This is a genomic window from Gemmatimonadota bacterium (genome assembly GCA_016712265.1).
Lineage (GTDB): Bacteria > Gemmatimonadota > Gemmatimonadetes > Gemmatimonadales > Gemmatimonadaceae > RBC101.
In genome coordinates this window covers 1,021,231-1,040,030 of the sequence record JADJRJ010000030.1, presented here as the reverse complement: position 1 = coordinate 1,040,030, position 18,800 = coordinate 1,021,231, and the positions used below count along the sequence as shown (strand labels likewise).

The 18,800-nt window shown below is 67.5% G+C and carries 10 protein-coding genes; 8 read left to right on the top strand and 2 right to left on the bottom strand.

Going from position 1 to position 18,800, the window contains the following annotated elements; genetic code table 11:
• Positions 1 to 74: 74 nt before the first annotated feature.
• Complete coding sequence (locus IPK85_20010) at positions 75 to 1,460, bottom strand: vanadium-dependent haloperoxidase (GenBank protein ID MBK8249660.1); 1,386 nt, start codon at positions 1,458 to 1,460, stop codon at positions 75 to 77.
• A 165-nt stretch (positions 1,461 to 1,625) separates the two neighbouring features.
• Here IPK85_20010 and IPK85_20005 point away from each other — a divergent pair, with 165 nt between their 5' ends.
• Complete coding sequence (locus IPK85_20005) at positions 1,626 to 3,953, top strand: hypothetical protein (protein MBK8249659.1); 2,328 nt, start codon at positions 1,626 to 1,628, stop codon at positions 3,951 to 3,953.
• A 15-nt stretch (positions 3,954 to 3,968) separates the two neighbouring features.
• Here IPK85_20005 and IPK85_20000 read toward each other — a convergent pair whose 3' ends face one another.
• Positions 3,969 to 7,037, bottom strand: coding sequence for a TonB-dependent receptor (locus tag IPK85_20000; GenBank protein MBK8249658.1), 3,069 nt, complete (start codon positions 7,035 to 7,037; stop codon positions 3,969 to 3,971).
• Between the two features lie 376 nt (positions 7,038 to 7,413).
• On the opposite strand from IPK85_20000, the gene IPK85_19995 reads away from it, so the two are divergent.
• The 7 genes from IPK85_19995 (at position 7,414) to IPK85_19965 (ending at position 18,798) form a co-directional block, all read left to right on the top strand.
• Positions 7,414 to 8,451, top strand: coding sequence for an Ig-like domain-containing protein (locus IPK85_19995; protein ID MBK8249657.1), 1,038 nt, complete (start codon positions 7,414 to 7,416; stop codon positions 8,449 to 8,451).
• A gap of 295 nt (positions 8,452 to 8,746) precedes the next feature.
• Positions 8,747 to 9,766 carry an Ig-like domain-containing protein gene (locus IPK85_19990; protein MBK8249656.1) on the top strand — a complete coding sequence of 340 codons (1,020 nt, stop codon included), beginning with the start codon at positions 8,747 to 8,749 and terminating at the stop codon, positions 9,764 to 9,766.
• A 194-nt stretch (positions 9,767 to 9,960) separates the two neighbouring features.
• Entirely contained in the window at positions 9,961 to 10,899 is a 939-nt protein-coding gene (locus tag IPK85_19985) for a hypothetical protein (protein MBK8249655.1), read from the top strand.
• A gap of 254 nt (positions 10,900 to 11,153) precedes the next feature.
• Positions 11,154 to 12,635 (top strand): hypothetical protein, encoded by a 1,482-nt coding sequence (locus IPK85_19980; GenBank protein ID MBK8249654.1) that lies wholly within the window; start codon positions 11,154 to 11,156, stop codon positions 12,633 to 12,635.
• A 169-nt stretch (positions 12,636 to 12,804) separates the two neighbouring features.
• The gene (locus tag IPK85_19975) at positions 12,805 to 13,350 is read left to right on the top strand and encodes a helix-turn-helix domain-containing protein (protein ID MBK8249653.1); all 546 of its coding nucleotides are present in this window, start codon (positions 12,805 to 12,807) and stop codon (positions 13,348 to 13,350) included.
• The gene (locus IPK85_19970) at positions 13,347 to 15,974 is read left to right on the top strand and encodes a protein kinase (GenBank protein MBK8249652.1); all 2,628 of its coding nucleotides are present in this window, start codon (positions 13,347 to 13,349) and stop codon (positions 15,972 to 15,974) included. Before IPK85_19975 ends, IPK85_19970 begins: the two co-directional genes overlap by 4 nt.
• A 70-nt stretch (positions 15,975 to 16,044) precedes the next feature.
• On the top strand, positions 16,045 to 18,798 hold the full coding sequence (locus IPK85_19965; protein ID MBK8249651.1) for a carboxypeptidase regulatory-like domain-containing protein: 2,754 nt from the start codon (positions 16,045 to 16,047) through the stop codon (positions 18,796 to 18,798).
• The last annotated feature ends 2 nt before the right edge of the window (positions 18,799 to 18,800 follow it).

Sequence of the window (18,800 nt, the reverse complement as noted above, 5' to 3'; positions counted from 1 at the left end):
TGCGGTGCGAGGGGTCGGCGATCGAGCGCCGACCCCTCGGCCGTTCACGGATGCGGGAGCGATGCCGCCGGACGTCAGCGAGGCGGCAGCGCCCCGGCGACGAACCGTCCGACGGCGTGGCCCTGGGTGAGCCCTTCCTCCGCTGCGGCGCGGAAGTGATAACCCACGTAGACCCGCGACGCCGCGTTTTCGCTGGCTGCCTGCGCGAGGGAACGGAAAGACCGCGTGACGACCGGCAGGGATGCACTGGTCGTGCTGAACAGCCCGGTGTCACGTCCCAGCGCGTCGCGGATGATCGAGGCTGCGGCGCCGCCTGCACTCGCGTGGGCACTCGGCCAGTCCGGAACGGGAGGCGTCGGGAACGCGAGCACCTGCCATCCCGGCTGTGTCGAAGTGTTCGGGTTACCGTCGCTGTCGGCCAGCTCAACGGCGGTGACCGGACGCCAGAAGTTGTGGTAGTACTTGGATTCCAGGGTGGTTGCGTACACGTCGAACTCGCCCATCTGCAGCAGTGCGAACAGTCGTGCGGCCGCCCAGCCATTGAGTCCGTGTTGGATCACCAGGGTGCGCGCGATACGGTTCCACGCGGCCGGCGAATTCTCGACCCAGAACAGCGCGATCTCGGACTGTTCAGCGGTTCGCGCAGCGCAGGCCACGCACCCCAGCGCCTTCACCTCGTTGAAGTCGCGCGTGTACCACGGCGTCAGGACTGCGGCCGAGTTGGTCGCGGCGCCGTAAGGTGCGCGACTCCGGAAATGCGACGTCGACGGGACCAGGAATGGGGTCACGGTCGTTCCCCAGACCGATCCGTCGGCAAAGCCGCCAGTCCCAAAAAAGTCGAACGCTGGCGTATTGAAGGGAAAGGTGAACTGGTAGTCCCCCACAGCCTGGCCGGGGTGGTACGGGGCGACGCCCCCGCCGGCGGTGCCGTCGTTTGCCCGCCGGGCGAGGATGGCGGCGGCGGCACGCTGCCCGATGGTGACGCCGGCGATGACATCCGGACCCGGAGCCAGCTGGGCCATCTGGGTGGCGTACCACGCGTCAGTTGAGCCCTGCGCGCTCGGCGCGGCTCCGACGATGGCATCGTGAGCAGCAGTGAGCACCGCGGCCACGGGGTTCCCAGCTGAGTTCACCGGTCCGACGTCAGCGTACCGCGCGTACCGCGGGCGAATCGCGTTCAGGGCATCATGGATGGCGACATTCGCGATCGCATAGAGTCGCGCCTCGACAAATGGGGCGAGCGGCGCCCCGGGTGGTACAAGGGATGGGGCGGCCGCGATAGCCTGGGCGTTGGCTGCCAGCACGGCGGCGAGCGGCTCCTGCGCCGTCAGGTAGACCGCTGGCGCGACGTGGGCGCCTGAGGGCGCGGTTGTTGGGGCGCGGCCGTCCGACGAGCAGCTGGCGCTCAGCGTGACAAGGACCCACGTGGTGAGTGGTACGATTCGTCGTGCGCGTGACATGGCAGTGCCTCATTGGAGGTGTGACCGCGAACAGCGGCGTGTGAGGCGCAGGGTGGAGCGTACGCGTGAGCCAGGTGCCGCGTGGTGGCGAGGTGCGTGTGAGGTGGCCGTTCACCCGGCCAAACGCCCTTTACGGTCACGGGGAACGCGGCCTACCTTCTCGGCATGCTCGTCTTTCGCATGCTGGGTGAAGCGCAGTTGGCAGACGCCGATGGCCGACAGTTTGACGCCCTCCTCCGCCAACCCAAGCACCTGGCGCTCCTGGCCGTCCTCGCGATGCCGCGACCCGGTGCGTGGCACCGACGCGACGTGCTGCTCGGGCTCTTCTGGCCTGAGCAGGACCAGGCCAAGGCGCGGTCGGCCCTGCGCAGCGCACTCTATACAGTCCGGCGGCACTTGCCGGACGGCGCGATTCGGACCCGCGGAGATGACGAGCTGAGCCTTGATCCGGAAGCCGTCACCACCGATGTCGCGGCGCTGGAACGGTCCCTTGAGGCCGGGGACAGTGCCGCGGCGTTGGCCGGGTATGTCGGCGATCTCCTGCCGGGCTTTTTTGTGACGGACGCGCCGGACTTTGACCGCTGGCTGCAGGGCGAGCGTGACCGGGTCCGGCGGTTGGCCAGTGCGGCCGCCGCGCGGTCCGCCGACGAACACGCCATGGCCGGGCAGCTTTCGGCGGCGGTGGCAGCGGCGCGCCGCGGGGCCGAGCTTGCCCCAACCGATGAAACGGCGGCCCGGCGATGGATCATGCTGCTGGACCGCGACGGAGATCGTGCCGGCGCCTTCGCCGCGTACGAATGGTTGCGCAACCAGCTGAATGAATCGCTCGGCGTCCGGCCGTCCGCGGAAACGGTGGCCCTCATGGACGGCATCCGAACACGCCGGGATTCGCGATTTGGCGAGGCGGAGCTGTTGCCGGGCGTGGCATCCCGCGTCGAGGAGCCGACGCCGGTGGCTGGGACCCAGGTGGCTCCTGCCGCCGACGTTCGTGTATCGGAGCCTTTACCGGCCGCCGCCCCGAGACGCTCCCGGTGGATGTGGCCCATCTCCGGATTGGCTGCGGTGGCTGTGGTGAGCTGGGCGGTGTTTCGCCCCTCGCCTGCGGAGCACGACCTGCGCGGCCACGTGCGCACGCTGGTGATCGCGCCGATGGTGAACGAAACGGGCTCGGAGAACCTCAGCTACCTGGCCGCAGGGATTGCGGAAGGGATCGGTCGGCGCCTGGACGGCGTGGGCGGACTGGAGCTCCGGTCCAGCGCGCGGGCGCCGGCGAACGACTCCCTCGGGCCGGACGATTTCCGCCGAATTGGGACCGACCTTTCGCGTGTGGCGGTGCTGCGGTCATGGCTCCGCCTCGCGGGGGACACGCTCGTCGTTCGCGCCGCCTTGCTTAATCCAGCGGAGGGGCGCCTGACCGAGGTTGCCACCGCGAGATTCACCGTGTCTGGCATCGGTGGGGCCGAAAGCCGTATTGCAGCAGCGCTGGCTGGTATCCTGTTTCGGCGCTCGCTAGCGTTGCGGGAAGAAGCCGCGCGCATCGATCCGGAGTCATACCGCCTGACCTTGTTGGGCCTCGATCGACTGCTTGGTGTGCGGATTGACATGGGACCGGCGCAAGAGCATTTCGAGGCCGCGCGGCAACGCGACCCCAACAATGCGCGGGCGTGGGCGGGGCTCTCCTCGGTGTGGCTCAGCAAGGCGAACGCGGACCGGATCCCCGCCGAAGAAGGGTTCCGACTCGGCGAAAGCGCTGCGAGGAGGGCGCTGGAGATTGATCCACGGCAGGGTTCGGCGCTCGCGAACCTCGGGGTGGTGAAAGCGCTTCGCGATCGCGACCTCTCGGCCGGGTTGCGTCTGGTCGATTCCGCGACGATGGTCGAACCGTCCAATGGTGAAATCTGGCTGCTGAAGTCCGTCTTGCTCCGCCACGCGCATCGTTGGGAGGAGTCGCGTGACGCGATCCGAATCGCGCAGCATCTGGACCCGCTGTCCGACACCTACCAGGAGCGCGAGGTCGTGCTGCACTTCTGTGCGGGCCGGCCGCAAGACGCAGTCCCCATTCTGGAGGCCCAGCTGGCTTTGCGACCGCGCTCCGTCCTTGCCCTCACCGGGATGCAGCGCGCGCTGGGGCTGATGGGGCGCTACAACGATGCACTCGTGATGTGGCGGCGTGCAGCAGCGGCCTCACGCGACACCGCGCTCAGTCGACTGCTGGCCGAAGCGCGTGGCCGGCTGGGGTACTTTGCGGCCCGGCACGCCCTCGGTCGTCGACAACTGATCGACCTGGAGCGTGCCGCCTATCGTGGTCGGGTACCCGAGATGAGATCGGCCTTCCTTGCGGGTGACACGCTGCGGGGGTTCGCCGCACTGGACCAGCTGGAGCTGGAGCGATCGCCGGCGCTATTTCGGTTCGGCTGCAACGGGGACAACGATGAGTTCCGCGAGCATCCACGCGTGGTCGCCACCCTGCAACGCGTTGGTCCCTTGCGGTAGGGCGTCGCCGATGAGCTAGAAGGCATACCGTGCGCCCAGCTGCAATCGCCATCGTGAGGCGTCGAGCACGGCGCGGTTCCGCGCGGGCAGGAGGGCCTCACCGCCGCGAGTCGTGGGGACGGCGTAAACCGGGCGGTTGCGCTGGGCGTCCCACCCGGTAACGTTAAGCAGCGGAAGGTCCTCCCGCGCCGACGTCTCGCGAACGATGCCCCATCGGCGGTTCAGGGCATTCAGGGCGTTGAACAGGTCAACGTCCAGCTCCAGCTTCCTGGCGCGCGGTATCGCGACGGCGCGCGTGAGCCGCAGGTCGAGTACCCGCGAGGCGGGGTTGCGGCAGCTGTTGCGAGGGGCGATCCGGCCGCGGTTCTCCGCCAGGCAGCGTTCCCCGCTGATAAATGCATCAAGCTCCCGGAACAGGTTGCTCCGTGTCCGGCCCGGTGGGGTCGAGTCCGGGAGCGAGAGGGTGATGTCGGTGGAATCGCGGGGGATGTACGCGAGGTCGTTGCGCGTCCCCCCGTCGGCGTTCACGTCCCGGTTCACCGTGTAGGCGTACGGCAGCCCGGACTGCAGCCGATAGAGCACGGTGACGCGCGTGGACCGTCCGATGGGCAGTGTGGTGAGGGCCGTCAGGACATGTGGGACGTCCCTTCCCGAACGACGCAACGCACGTTGCTCAAGGCTTCCGTCCACCGGGTTGTTGCGGAGCATCAGCAGGCCATTGTTCCCCACGACGCTCATGACGTCCTGTGTACGTGACCAGGTATGGCTGACGCGGGCGATGCCGGACGTGCCCCATCGGCGGCTCACTGTCGCGGACGCAGCGGTCGCGTTTTCACCGGAGACGTTGTAGAACCGGTAGACGGGGCCGATCGCGGGATCGCGGCGGGCGATCCGCGGCGCACCGTTCGTTGCCAGGCTGCCATACATCGCCCGACCCTCTGCCGTCGTTCCTTGCCGCACGAGGTTTGCGTCGGTCACGGCCAAGTTGTCGGATGAACGCGTCCACAGCAGGTCAACGCTCGCCGTGAGCCCCCAGCCGAGCACCTGGTCCCCGCCGAGGGCGACCTTGGTCGCACGCTGTGCACGAAATTCGGGCTCGAACACCGAGACCGTCGGCACGCTGCGGGTTCCCTGCGCGAGGCAGGCGGACGGGAGGTTCCGGATGTCCGTGGTGACCGGGGGCACGGTGCCGGGGCCCTGGCAGGTGAGCGTCGAGGACTGCTGCCCCGTTCCCAGGAACGCATTGCCCAGCCACACGAGTGGGAGGCGACCCACGAAGGTGCCGACCCCACCCCGGATCACCGGATGCCGCGCGGACTGCGGAGTCCACACGAAGCTGGCCCGCGGCGAGAACACCGCAGACGTCGCGGGAAAGCGCGAGGTGTCCAGGCGATCGAGCGCGGCGTTCGCGGCCAATGCAGGATTGCGGGCTGGTGTGTTGAGGCCGGTATAGTCGTAGCGGGCGCCGACGGTGACCATGAGCGCATTGGTGAGGCGCCATTCGTCCTGCGCATACACCGAGAGCCAAGCCGCCGACATTCGAGCGCGCGGCCCACCATTGAGGGGGAGTGTGACCTCGTATTGGGATGGGGTGTTTCGCGAGAAGGCCTCCACGCTGGGATAGGTCCACACCCCCCATGCGCCGCGGACGAAGTTGTCGTCCGTCCATGCGAACAGGTTCTGGGTGCCGGCCGTGAGGAGGTGCCGATCGAGTGATACCGTGGTGTTGCTCGTCGCCTCCAGCGAGCGGTAGCTGGTGCGCAAGTCCTGGGCGCTGACGACGGAGCCGGCCGCGAGGTAGTTCCCGGGTACGTCGCCCTGGACCAGGAACAAGGGTGTCCGTTGCTGGGAGTCGTTGGCGTCCCGGACTACCGAAGCGCTGAGCTGGCCTTCGTGCGTCAGGCGTGACCAGGTGCTGACGGCCTTGAGACTGGTGGTCAAGATGCGGGAGCTCAGGGTGCTTCCGCTGCGCGACAGCTGAAAGCCATCGCTGTTGGTCAGGTTCCGTGTCGTGCGCGCCAGCGCCTCGGAGCGCGCGGCCACGACGCCGTGCGTGGTGGTCACGATGTGCCGCGGTGACGCTTGCCAGGAGAACTTGAGAAAGGCGTTGACGTTGGGTTGATCGAGGGTGACCGCATCGGCCGTCCCGGGATCGAAGCCCAGCTGCGAACGCGTGAGCGCCGTGACGCGGTCGGCGGAAGTCCGCGAGATGCCGGTGGTCGGATCTGAGATGGGAGCGACGTCGTATGGGCGCCGGCGTTGCTGCACTTCCACGAGCGCGAAGTAGTGCACCCGGTCGCGGACGATTGGGCCGGCGCTGCTGAGGCCGAGTTGCTGCTGTTCGAAGGCCGGCTCTCGCGCTCCCGTGCTATCGCGACCGGTCAAGCTGCCGCGCGAGTAAAGGGAGTAGACGTTGGTCGCTCTGTCGTTGGTCCCGGAACGGGTGACGCCGGCCAGGAGCCCACCAGTAAAGCCCCCATGGCGAACGTCGAACGGCGCCACACTGATGCGCAACTCGTCGATGGACGCGAGCGAAAGGGAACGCGCGCCAACACTCGATCCCGGAGTGATCCCGGTCCCAAAAAGGTCGTTGGCCACGCCGCCGTCGATCACGACACTATTGAATCGGGCATGTTGTCCCCCGATCGACTGCGCGGTGCGTCCCGTCGCCTGCGAGGCGAGCGCCAGGAGAGTCGTGAAGTCGCGATTGAGTACCGGCACGTCGCGAACCATGTCCCGCGACAGCCGCAGGCTTGGGCCGTCCGTACTCACCTCCCGGGCATCCCGGGACGAGACGGACACCGTCGGCAAGCGCGTGGCCTCGACCGGACGGAGGATCAGGCGAACGACCACCCGTTCGCCGAGTCCGGCCTGAACGGAGTCGACCAAGACGGGTTCGAAGCCGATGGCGCGTACTTCCACACGGAACAGGCCGACATCGACGTGAGGGAAGCGCGCGACTCCGTCTCGCCCGGAGAGGCCACGGCTTATCCCGCCGCGGAGGAGATCGCGGAGCACCACGGTCGCTCCGTCTACCGGCCCTTCCGCACGCTCCACCTGGACATGAAGGGTCGCGTGGCCCATGCCCTGCGCCCGCAAAGGCGAAACAGGGGAGAGCAGGAGCAGGCACGCTGCTGCCAAAAAGGCGCACGACTTCACTTGAGGGCGAGGTGGATCATGAGACAAGTAGGGTGCGGAGCGCAGCAAGGGCCCGCAACCCCTGCGAATCTGACTTCGCGGAGGGCTCACGACGACCTCACGGGCACCTGACATCCGGCCTGTAGCCTTGGTCGTGACGGCATTTCGGCGTCGTCTCGGTCTTCACACCAGGGTCTTGAGGAGGCGAGCAAGTGTGGACTTGCGTTCGACGGCATACGGGGACCTGGCACGGACTCGCGAAGGTCGCTGTCCGAGCTGGCGGGCTCGTGGGATTGGGCCGGCCAGCATCTGGAGGCCAAAGATGATGCGGCGCCGCCGTCATCCGGGGGTGCTGGTGTGTCGCGTGGCGCGACTGCTTCGCGCCGCCGTCCATCTCGGAGCCGTGGGCTGGGTGCTCGCGTGTGGCGCACCCCGCGAGGTCAGCGGCCCTGCCGCGGTCGTCTCGCTCAGGATCCCTGGCGAAGGGCAACGACTGCTTGAGGTCGGAGCGGCTGTTCAGCTGTCGGTCGTGGCGGTGGACGCGCAAGGCGGGGAGGTCTTGGTCCGCGGGACGTGGACATCTTCGGACGCCGGTGTGGCGCGCGTGGACGCGCCGGGGGTCGTGCGCGCGGTAGGGGTTGGCCAGGCGACCATAACCGTGAGCCATAGCGGGCGTGCGGCGACGGTGACGGTGTCGACCGTTCCCAGCGGACTCCGCGTGCGCCTGCGCCCTGATGGAGCGGCCGTCGTTGTGGGCGAGACCTATCAGGTCGTCGCGGAGTTCCTGGGTTCGAATGGCGCGGTCATCGCGGTGCCGTGGGATGTCCGCTGGGACGCGTCAGACGGTGCTGCGTTGTCGCCGGGGGACGAGGAGCACACGATGTGGTTGCGTGTGGTTAGCGCAGGTGTGCTCGACCTGACGGCGAGGTCGGGTCGGCTGAGCGCAACGCTTCGTTTGAGGGTCCTCACCCGGGACGAGGCACGACTTGAGGTCGTGAGTTTCACCGTGTGGGCGGATTCGCTCGCGGAGGGGCGGATGGCGTTCTACCCCGACCTGGTCGTCGTCGCGCCGCTCGACGTCGTGGTTGGCCGGCTGGACTTCGTGAACTTCGGCGCGGGGGCGTGCGGGTCGGCACCCCTCGCACGCGCGGCCACCACGCCCCTGTTCGACTTCATTCCCTACGACTTCTACTGGCGAGGCGCCGCGACTGCGCCGCGCACCCCGGTCGAGGCAATCATCACCTACCGGCACACCGACGGAAGCCACAACACAGCGCGGGCGACTGGTGTGGTACTGATGCGTCCACGAGCTACCGTCATCGACTACGGCACCGCCGGCTTTGTCTGGAACAGCTGTTGACGAGCAACCCTTGGTTGTGGATGCCTGATTCCTGCGTCACGGCGAGCCGACGCGCGTCTCCACGAACGGCGCGACCCAACCCAGCCTCAACGTGCCCAAGTCGAGGATCGCTACATGGGATCAACGGCTCGCTCACGGCCACCTGACGTAAGAGATCGAGACTGTACTCCGACTGGTCCGGCTGTCGGAGGACGGGCGGTGGACGGACGGCCGGGACCGTTGACCCGCCCCGTGGCGCCGGTGACGCGATCCTGACGGTCCTGCGCGTACGGCAGCGCAGGGGTACCCCCTTTCCATGAGGTGCATGTTGAACGATTCCCGTTGGTGGCGTGGGCGCTATGGCGCCGTCTGTGTTGCCGCGCTCGGCGGCATGCTGGCCTGCGGCGCGCCGCACGAGCCGTCCGGACCACCCCCAGCAGCCGTGCTTCGGATTCCGGGTGAACCCCAGTTGTCCCTGAAAGTTGGTGCAGCGGTTCCGCTATCGGTCGTTGCGTTGGACGCGCGTGGTGCCGAGGTGCCCGTCGTCGGAACCTGGAGTTCATCTGACACCGGTGTGGCACACGTGAACACTGAGGGAGTCGTGCGTGCGGTTGGATATGGCGAGGCAACCATCACCGTGCTCCATGGCGGGGGGGGCGCAACGGTGCTGGTGTCGACACATCCCAGTGGCTTGCGCGTCCGACCGGCTCCGAGCGGCGTGACCGTCGAGGAGGGAGACTCCCATGTGGTTGTCGCCGAGTTCTTCGATGAAAATGGCGACGTCATCGTGGTGCCATGGGATGTCTACTGGGAGGTGTCAGCGGGCGTCCCGTTGGTGCCCGGGGGCGTCAAGCAAACGCAGCTTCTTCGAGAGCTGCCCGCCGGCGAGGTCGACGTGATCGCTACGTCAGGTCCGTTGCGCGCATCGCTGCGATTGCGTGTCCGTCCTGGGGGGGAGCCGAAACTCAGGGCCCATCAGTTCACGCTGTGGGTTGACGCGCTTCCCGGTGGGCGGATGGCCTTCTACCCGGACCTCCTCGTCGTCGCGCCGTTCGACGCCACGATCATGCAGCTCGACTTCAAACGAAACCGAAGGAGCCTGTGCGCCACCGTGCCGGTGTCGGCCGGAGTCGTCACGCCGCTCTTTGACTTCATCCCCTACGACGTGTCCTGGCAGGATGAGGCGATCCCTCTGGGCACTGCGGTGGACGTGCACATTAACGTTCAGCGCGCCGACGGGAGCCTGCAGGCGTTTCTCGGACTAGGCCTCGTGACCGCGCGCGAGCGCAGGCTGAGCGACTACGGCATAACCAACCACCCGTGGGCCTTCTGCTGATGACCGCGTCGCGGATCGAGGAACCCCACGACCCCCGCACGCCGGGGCCGCGCGCGGAGGGCCAAGAGTCTGACATACACGTCCAGCGACACATGCTACGACAAGACGCCAATGCGGCGAGCGCACCGAGATTGCATTCACCGCGGCCAATGGCAGCGAGGCACTGCCGGCGCTGCTACGCTTTGGTGGCGCTCGTGGCGTCGCTTGCGTGCGACAACTTGGTCGGAACGGACGACCACACCCTTCGCATCCGTGGGCCCGCCGACGTCTCGGTGCCGATCGGGGGAACGACGCAGCTGTTCGCGATCGCCGTGGATGAGCGATCGCGCGAGACGGTGGTCAAGGCGGAGTGGGAGGCCTCCGATCCCAACGTCGTCAGTGTCAGTCAAGGGGGCGTCCTGATCGCACACTCGTATGGGGTGGCCGAGATTATAGCGCGCGCCGATGGGCGGATTGCCACGGTGCAGGTGCGAACCAGACCTGCGGGGCTGGCGTTGCGCCTGGTCGGCGGAGGCGATGTCGTCGAGGTTGGTGAAGTGTATCGGGTCCTCGCCGAGTTCCTCGACGTCAGCGGTGCCGCAGTCCCGGTGCCGATCGAGCTCACCTGGTCCGCCAGCGGTGTGACCACCCTCGCGGGTTCCAGCTCGGCGGGTCAGCACACCGCGACGCTGCGTCTCATGTCACCGGGACAAGTGGCGGTGCGCGTCGACGCCCCCGATGGCTCGTTCGCTCGCCTGACGCTTACGGCGCTGAGCGAGGCAGATCCGGTGGTCCTTGCGGAGGAAAACTCCCTGCTGAAATTCCGCGGGACGGGGGATCCGTTTTACGCTCCTGACCTGGTCCTCAGGGCACGCCTTCCTGTCACGATCACGCGACTGGAGTTTGTCGGCCACGCCGCGGCGTGCGCCAGCGTAGGGTTGTCGCGTGACCGCACCACACCCTTGTTTGACTTTCAGCCGTACGATTGGGGGTGGACGGCGCCCTCCCTGCGGGACGGTGAAGGAGTGGATGTGGACATCAGCATGGAGCTGCCGAGTGGACGGAAGCGCGTGCAGCGTGTGCGCGTCACGGTGGCGTCCGCCACGAGTGTGAACGACCGTGGCGTGGAAACCTTCCTATGGGTGGATTGCTGAAACACGCTTCTCGTGACAGCGTGAAGTCTTCGAATGCGGCGGTGGCTTTCGTGGTGGTCTCCGCCGGAGGCGTTCCTGCGCTCCGGAACAGCCTCTCAGGCCTCATGTGTCGTAACGACGGGGAATTCTCGTGAGTAGGGGGAAACGCAAACGGTCCATTCAGGGCCGGTGCCGATCCCCACGAGGCCCAAATGCTCACGCGACGCGTCCCGCACAGGCCGGTTCGCTCCTCCCACGCCGTTGCCCGAGCGATCGTGGTCGCCGTTGCTCTCCTGACCGGATGCGACGCTGACGAACCGTCGGCGCCCAAGGTCTTCGAGCCAGCGACTGTTGAGATGTGCGAGGTCACGGGTGCGGCCCCGGTCCTCGTCCTCGTGCCAGCGAGCGAGGTGGCCGCGCGCCGGCAGCGAGGGGACTACGTCACCAAGCTCCTGGTCGATCCCTCGAAGCCCCAACAGGCCGACAGCATGCACTTCCGGCGTCTCACGGACGCCCTGGATGTGGCGCGGGCGGGCCGCGTCTCGCGGAAGGAGCTCACGAGCGCCGCGTGTCGGATCACGATCCTCGTGGCCGTCGGTACGCTGCGTGGGAGTGCCGCCCCCTCAAGCGATCCTGCCATGGAGCGCTTCCCGCTCCGTATCGACGTTCCGGATGTCACCGTCAGGGGGGCGCTTCAGGTCCAGCAAGACGAAGATGGCCTGGCAAGAACACCAGCGGGCGGCGCCCCCACCACGAGGATCGAACCCTCGCCAGCCCTTGCCGTTGTCGGTGCGGTCGGAGGCCAGCCAGGGCTCTCGCAGCCGATCTTCGTCGTGGACGGCGTGGCCGATGGAAGCCTGGGCGGGCACCGCGCCGTCATCGAGGGCTTCACCTTGACGTCCGGGCATGCTCCCGGTGACTCCACCGTCGGCGGCCAAGGGATTCTGTCACTCCGGGTACGTGGACTCCTGGTGCGCAGCAACGAGTTCCAGGGCAATTTCACTGAGCGCATCGACCTTCGCGCGTCCGACGGCGACGTGCAACGGAATGTCTCCAGTGGTACGGGCAACTCGTGTGACTTCTGCCTCGCCGGTCCCGGCACGTATACGGCCACGGGGAATCGGCTCGTCGGTGGCGGGATCCCCGGAATCTACGTCTCCCCGACAGTTGTCCTTCCCGTTCCCGGTGGTGTTGATCAGTACCTACTCCCCAACGAGGCGGAGGTGAACGCGACCATCTCGAACAACCATGTCGGGGACCACCTGCGGCGACCGGTCGGCACGGGGTTGCGGCTGAGCGCGATCGGTGTGGGGGCGCCCAATGTGAAGGGACACGTCCGCGCGTCGTTGACGGACAACGTCCTCGTGAACAACACCTTCGGTATCATCGTCGAGGCGGGTTTTCCAGTTGCCGGCTCACGGCTCCGTGGCGACATCACCGTCGAGATCGGTGGCAACGACATCTCCGGGAGCTGCCAGGCACCGATCCTCGTCTCGTTCAGCCGACACACCACCGGACTCGGCCTCACCAATCAGCCCTACCTCCAGAACTCCACCTATTCACTGGTCATGGATGGCAACGCTGCCTGGGACCAGCAGGCCTGGTACGCCCACACGCGGGATCGAGGGAATACGCTCACGGTGAATGGCGGTGTCGTCGCGCCGGGGAGTCGTTCGGCGTACGAGGCGACCGGCTGCCCGAGGTTCGGAACGGCACGGATTGGTGAGGCGATGGACGATGTGGTCGCTCGTCACTGAGCAGGTCGTCGTTTCTGGAACCGAGCCCAACGATGAGTTGGGGCGCTCGGGGGGCCGGACGTTGCGGGTGCTTCGCCGGGTCGGCACCTTTAGCAGGACCCCGCGTGTGTCCGCTGCTCGCGAGCGGTGGGGTACCCTGCCTTCAGACCCTCCTGTCGCCCCCGACCTCGTGACCGCTGAGCCGCACCCAGTCGACCACGAAAGCCCGCGCGAGGCGCTTGACCGGCTCACCCGTGAGGTCTACGACGAGCTGCGGGTGATCGCTCGGCGTCAACTCGCCCTTCGCGCCGGCAGCGGGACGTTGTCGACGACCGGCCTGGTGCACGAGGCCTGGCTCAAGCTGCGGGCGCAGGATCGCATCAGCTGGAAAGACGAGATGCACTTCCTGGCCCTCGCGAGTCTCGCGATGCGCCATGTGCTGGTTGACCGCGCCAAGGCTCGATACACGCAAAAGCGGGGCGGATTCCCTCGGCATCAGGCGCTCGATCTCGACATTATTCCGACCGACGATCAGCCGGAACTCCTGCTGCAGCTGAACGACGCAATCGATCGCCTGGCCGCCGTAGACCTCAGGCTGGCCCAGGTGGTGGATTGCCGGTTTTTTGGCGGACTGAGCGACCAGGAGATCGCCACTGCGATGGGCGTCACGCCGCGGACGGTCCAGCGTGATTGGCTCAAGGCGCGCATGCTCCTGCGGCGTGCGATGGCGCCATGAGCCGCGACGACTCGTTTCTTCCTCCACAGTGGGAATCGATCGCGCCGCAGCTTGATCGCCTCCTGGAGGCCGACCCGGGTGGCCGAGCGCAGCTGCTCGCGGAGATCACCGGCGAAGACGCTGAGCGCCGCCGCGTCCTTGAGCAGCTGCTGGCGGAGTGCGAGCGTGACATGCCCCTGCTCGATGGCTTGGCGAGCGACCGCCTGGCCGACCTCGCGCGCGCCGGCGACTCGTTGGATGTCGAACCGCCGACCATGCTTGGCGGGCGCTACCGGATCGGCGATGAGCTGGGGCAGGGAGGCATGGCGCGCGTCTTTCGGGCGGAGGATATTCGGCACGGACGATCGGTCGCGGTAAAGGTGATCCGCCCGGAATTGTCGGCGTCGTTGGGGCGCGGGCGCTTCCTCCGCGAGATCGAGATGGTGGCCCGGCTGCGCCATCCGAACATCATGCCGCTCTTTGACTCCGGTGAAGACGACGGTGTCCTGTACTACGTGATGCCGCTCGAGGCGGGGGCATCACTCAAGGCACGACTGGCCCACGGGGCGCCGCTCTCGCTCACCGAACGCCTGTCCATTCTCCGCGACGTGGCGCGCGCGATCGCCCATGCGCATGCGGAAGGCGTGGTGCATCGCGATATCAAGCCGGCCAATGTGATGCTCTCTGGCGGCGCGGCAGTCGTCGCCGACTTCGGCATTGGCAAGGCGATCACGGTCGCGCGCGATGCGGGCGCCGACGCGCACGTCACCTCCGAAGGCGCGATCATCGGCACCCCCGCCTACATGGCCCCGGAACAGGCAGCGGGCGATCCCGGGGTCGACCATCGCGCGGACCTGTATTCCTTCGGTTGTCTCGCCTACGAGGTCCTGACGGGGTTCCCGCCATTTCGTGGCACGGCGCCGGAGATCCTCGCCGGTCACCTTGGCACACCGCCCCCGTCCCTTGCCGCGCTACGCGCCGATCTTTCGCCGTCTGTGGTGCGAATCGTCGATCAGTGCCTGCGCAAGGCTCCGGCCGAGCGACCGGCGTCTGCCCGTGAGGTGCTCGACGTCCTCGAAGCACCGATCATGGCACCGGCGCGTCGCCTGCGTTTCCCGCGCGCGACCCTCGGTGTGGCCGGCGCGGTGCTGGTTCTTGCCGTCGGCGTGTGGCGCGTTAATGCCGGCGCCGTCGTCGCATCAGGACAGGCTTCGACCTCGTTGTCACCGGTGGTGCTTCTCCCCTTTCGCAACGCGGAGCGTGACACGGCCCTGGACTACATGGCGAGTGCCCTCCCGTCGCACGTCGCCGAGCAGCTCGGGGCACCTCCAGACGTGCTCCCGTTCATTGCGACCCGGGACCTTGAGGCTGCTCGAGACAGCGCCAGGCGGGAGCGCCTCGGCAGTGCCGGCGTCCGATCCATCGTGGAGGGGGAGGTTCACCGCGTCGGCGACTCCGTGGCGAGCGACGTCCGCGTCGTGGACGTCACGACAGGAGAACGGAGATTTCATGTGCGGGTCTCGGCCGGCTCCCGGCAATTCGCGGAGCTCGTCCGCCTCCTCACCGATTCCTTGCGTGCGCGCCTTGCGTTGCCGCCTCCTCCGGTGGGGCCACCCGAGACGAAGGTTTCGGAGGCGTGGCGCCTGGTGTCCGAGGCCGAGTACCTGGCTCGTCTCGATCCATCCGACGCTCGAGTCCAAGCGTTGTATAGCAGCGCCAGTTCGCTGGATCCGGGGTGGTACCGCCCGTTTATCGGATTGTCGGACTACATGGGGATTGCCATCGTGGCACAAGCAGGCACCCGGATGGATTCGTCGCGGGCGTCGATGGCAGAGTACTACGGCCAGTTGGCCCTCACGCACGCTGTCGCGTCGCCCGCCGCGCTGGCTGCGGCTCGCATCCGGCTTGCGCTACCGCGTTTCCTCCTTGGCAAGGTTGCGGAGTCCATGTCAGATGCCCACATCGCGGCATCGCTCGATTCGACGGACTACCACACACAGTCGTTGATCGGCGCCTGGTTCAAGTGGAGCGGTCAACTGGATTCCGCATGGAAGTACAAGGCGCGCTCGCAGCGACTGGCGCCGTGGAATGCCGCGGAGCTTGTCGGCCTTGCGGCCTTGCAGCGCTGCGCGGGCAACCGCCATGAGGAGCTGGAACTGCTCACCCGCGCCGTCGACTTGTTGCCGAATCGCGAGCGGTTGGTCTGGTTGGCCGAAGCGCTGGCGGCCGCTGGGCGGTTCGATGACGCCGTGGCGGCATTGGAGCGGGCCACGCCTGACGAGATCCGCGCCCTTCGCGCACGTGCCGGTACAAAAAACGGAATAGCGCAGTGGCGCCTGATACGGGAGCACCAGGCGCGGGCGAGGCTCGCGCGACTGAACGCTCAGGGTGCATCGCCGCGTCGCCTGATGATGGAGTGGATCGAAGCCTTTGAGGGAACGGGGCAGCGCGACTCGGCCACGGCGGTCCTGGCCGAGTGGATCACGTCGGGGGCGCCGAAGTTGAGTCTCCAGCGCTTCTGTATCCATCCGCTCGATGCCTTTCGACGGGATACCAGGGTGCAGGCCCTGGTACGGGCGAGCTCGTGGCCGCTCGCGGAGTTCGACACCGTGAGGATGCGTGAGCTCGCACCTACCCTCCGCTAACGAGGCAGCGGTGATACGCCCGTGTCGGAGGTCGGCGGAGGCGCGGGCCGGTGGTTGGCGTCCTGGCCCGATGCGGCGCATCGCCCTGCTTGGAATACTCAGCCTCGCAACTCGTGCGGGCGGTCAGACCCTCTCGGCGATCGAAGGGATGGTGCGCGACCCCACGGGGCGCGCGGTGGCAGGTGCGACGATCGTGCTCGTCACGGCGGACGGCGACACCGTCCGCCGCGTGGCGACACGTTCGGATGGGGAATTCCTCGTGCTCGGCCTCGAGTCCCGGCGATATACGCTCAGGGTGCGTGCCCTCGGGCTGACACCGATCGACGACTCGCTCGACGTGGCGGTGGGACAGCGCCTGCGACTCGACTACCGCATGTCGCGGGCGACCACCCTCGCAGCCATCGAGGTGCGCCAGTCGCGCCTGTCCACCCAGGAGATCAATCGGCGATCGGTGTCGTCCGTCATCACGGCAGGCCTCGCCGAGGAACTGCCGTTCGCGAGGCCGAGTCCACTGGCGCTGCCGGGGATCCTCCCCGGTGTGCGCTCCTACGCGCCCGTGCGTGGTCGTTCGTTCCCGACGGCGGGCGCTGGCCCGCCGTTCCGGCTCGTGTCCTTGTACCTCGACGGCATCAGCCTGAAGAACATGACCGGCGGGAACCTCGTCGGCATACCGCAAACGGGAGCGCCCTTCCCGCAGGGCGCAATCTCCGAGATGCGCTTCTCGCTGAGTGCGTATGGCGCGGAACAGGGGCATGGGTCGTCGTGGGGCATCAACGCGGTCACGCACCGCGGAGACGACACCTGGCGGCGTACCGTGTTCGCGCGGGTGCAGCCCGTCGGCGTGACCGCAAAGACGTTCCTGGAACGCCAGCAGGGCCGCCCGGCCGCCCCGGCGCGTCAGGCCATCCTGGGCGGATCGGCGCGCGGTCCGATCGGAAGCAGACTCTACTATGCTGGCACGGTCGAGCTGAGTCGCCTTGGCGACTACGCGTCCGTCAATCCCTCCGACGCCTGGGCGTCTTATCGAGGGAGCTTCGAGACGCCGGGGTTCAATGCGACTGCGCTGCAGCGCCTGACCTGGGTCGCCGGCCGTGCGCACGAAGTGGATGCGCTCTGGCTGCATCGGACGTATGACGCGAAGTCCGGCATAGGGGAAAAGGTCGCCTACGACGCAGGCGTTTCCCAGCGATTCAATATCAACGTGGCGCAGTTGCGGTCGAGGCGGTCGGGCGAGCACAGCGAAAGCGAGTGGTCCGCCCAGCTCGTGTCGTGGGTTCAGAAGGAGAGTCCACTCGTGCCCGGGGCGCAGCGCGTCTACCCTGGCATCACCCGGGGGGAGTCGCGATGGCCGTTCGACCTCACAGAGGTTCAGGCCCGCCTGGTGCATCGCGGCGCGCTCGCGGTCGGGACCCGGCGTCGCCATCTGCTGCGATACGGCGCGGAGGTCGGGCGATTTCTGGCTGACGAGTTCCGGCCGATCAATCGCGACGGGGCGCTCCGGTTCGACACGGACACCTCGATGCTTCCCTCCAGCGCGGTGGTCTCCCTCGGCTTCCTCGATCCGTCCGGCACGGGTGAGGCTCGTGTGCGCTACCGCGGCACCACGATTGGCGCGTGGGTGACTGACGAATGGCGACCCACGAGCCGTCTCCTGCTGACCGCCGGCGTGCGCTACGACGCCGACCTGAACCTCCTCAACAACGACTTCGTGTCGCCGTGGGTGAACGACTCGGTGCTCACGCGCGCGAGTGTGCTTCGCGGGTTTCTCGCTGACGGACGGCGCCAGGATGACCTCGACAACCTCGCGCCGCGCGTGTCATTGTCGTACGACCTGCAAGGCCGCGCGCGGACGTTCGTGCGCGCGGGTTTTGGGCTGACGTTCGACCGGGCGTTTACTTCACTGGTTGCCCAGGAGGCGCGCAGCGCGCGCTGGCGCACCTACACCTTCCAGAGCCCTGGCACGAGCGACATTGAAGAACTCCGGCGTCGTGTGGCCGCGGGGTTGGCACAAGAGAACGTTTCGCCCACGATGGTGAAGGCCACGCTGCAAGCTCCCGAAGCACGGTCCGTTTCGGTGGGCATCGGCCATCGCCTCACCCCTGACTGGGCGCTCAATATCGATGTCGTGCACCAGTCCCTCCGGCACCTCGCGACGCAAAGGAACGCGAATCCCCGAGACACCACCCGGAGGCGAGTCCTGAGCCCGCTGTTCGGTGACATCGTCCTCTGGGACGACAACGCCCAAGCCCGGTACGACGCGCTGCTCGCGCACCTGACGTACGAGCGACCACAGGCTCAGCTGCAAGTCGCCTACACTCTGGCTCGAGCCCGCACGGACGTCCCGGGTACCGGAGCTCAGGCCTTCCCGCTCGCGAGCCGCTTCGCCATGGAGCCAACCGTTCAGGACGAGCGTCACCGCGTGGTCGTGTCGGGTTTCGCGCGCCTGGGCTGGGGCCTGACGCTGTCCACGATCACGACACTCGCGTCGCCGCGGCCCTACACGGCGATCGACGGTCGTGACCGGAACCGGAACAACATTCCCTTCGACGATTTCGCCTTCAGCCAGCGCACCACGCGCCCTGGGAACGCGTGGCGCAACTGGTATCGCAACGTGGACCTGCGTGCGGCGCGCTCAGTGGCCTTCGGCGGCGCGAGGGTGTCCCTCAGCGTTGATGTCACTAACGCTTTCAATGCGGCCAACATCAGTGCGTACGGAGGGCAGTGGTTCGAGAACAGCGTGCTCCGCCCGATCCCCTCATTCGGGATGCCGACCGAGGCGTTCGCCGCGCGTTCGGTGCAGTTCGGGGTGAAAAGCGTATTCTGATC

Bases quoted from the DNA above. Each gene is read 5' to 3' on its own strand.
- IPK85_20010 (MBK8249660.1), bottom strand. From the start codon at position 1,460: ATGTCACGCGCACGACGAATCGTACCACTCACCACGTGGGTCCTTGTC.
- IPK85_19965 (MBK8249651.1), top strand. From the start codon at position 16,045: ATGCGGCGCATCGCCCTGCTTGGAATACTCAGCCTCGCAACTCGTGCG.
- IPK85_19990 (MBK8249656.1), top strand. From the start codon at position 8,747: ATGAGGTGCATGTTGAACGATTCCCGTTGGTGGCGTGGGCGCTATGGC.
- IPK85_20005 (MBK8249659.1), top strand. From the start codon at position 1,626: ATGCTCGTCTTTCGCATGCTGGGTGAAGCGCAGTTGGCAGACGCCGAT.
- IPK85_19970 (MBK8249652.1), top strand. From the start codon at position 13,347: ATGAGCCGCGACGACTCGTTTCTTCCTCCACAGTGGGAATCGATCGCG.
- IPK85_20000 (MBK8249658.1), bottom strand. From the start codon at position 7,037: ATGGGCCACGCGACCCTTCATGTCCAGGTGGAGCGTGCGGAAGGGCCG.
- IPK85_19995 (MBK8249657.1), top strand. From the start codon at position 7,414: ATGATGCGGCGCCGCCGTCATCCGGGGGTGCTGGTGTGTCGCGTGGCG.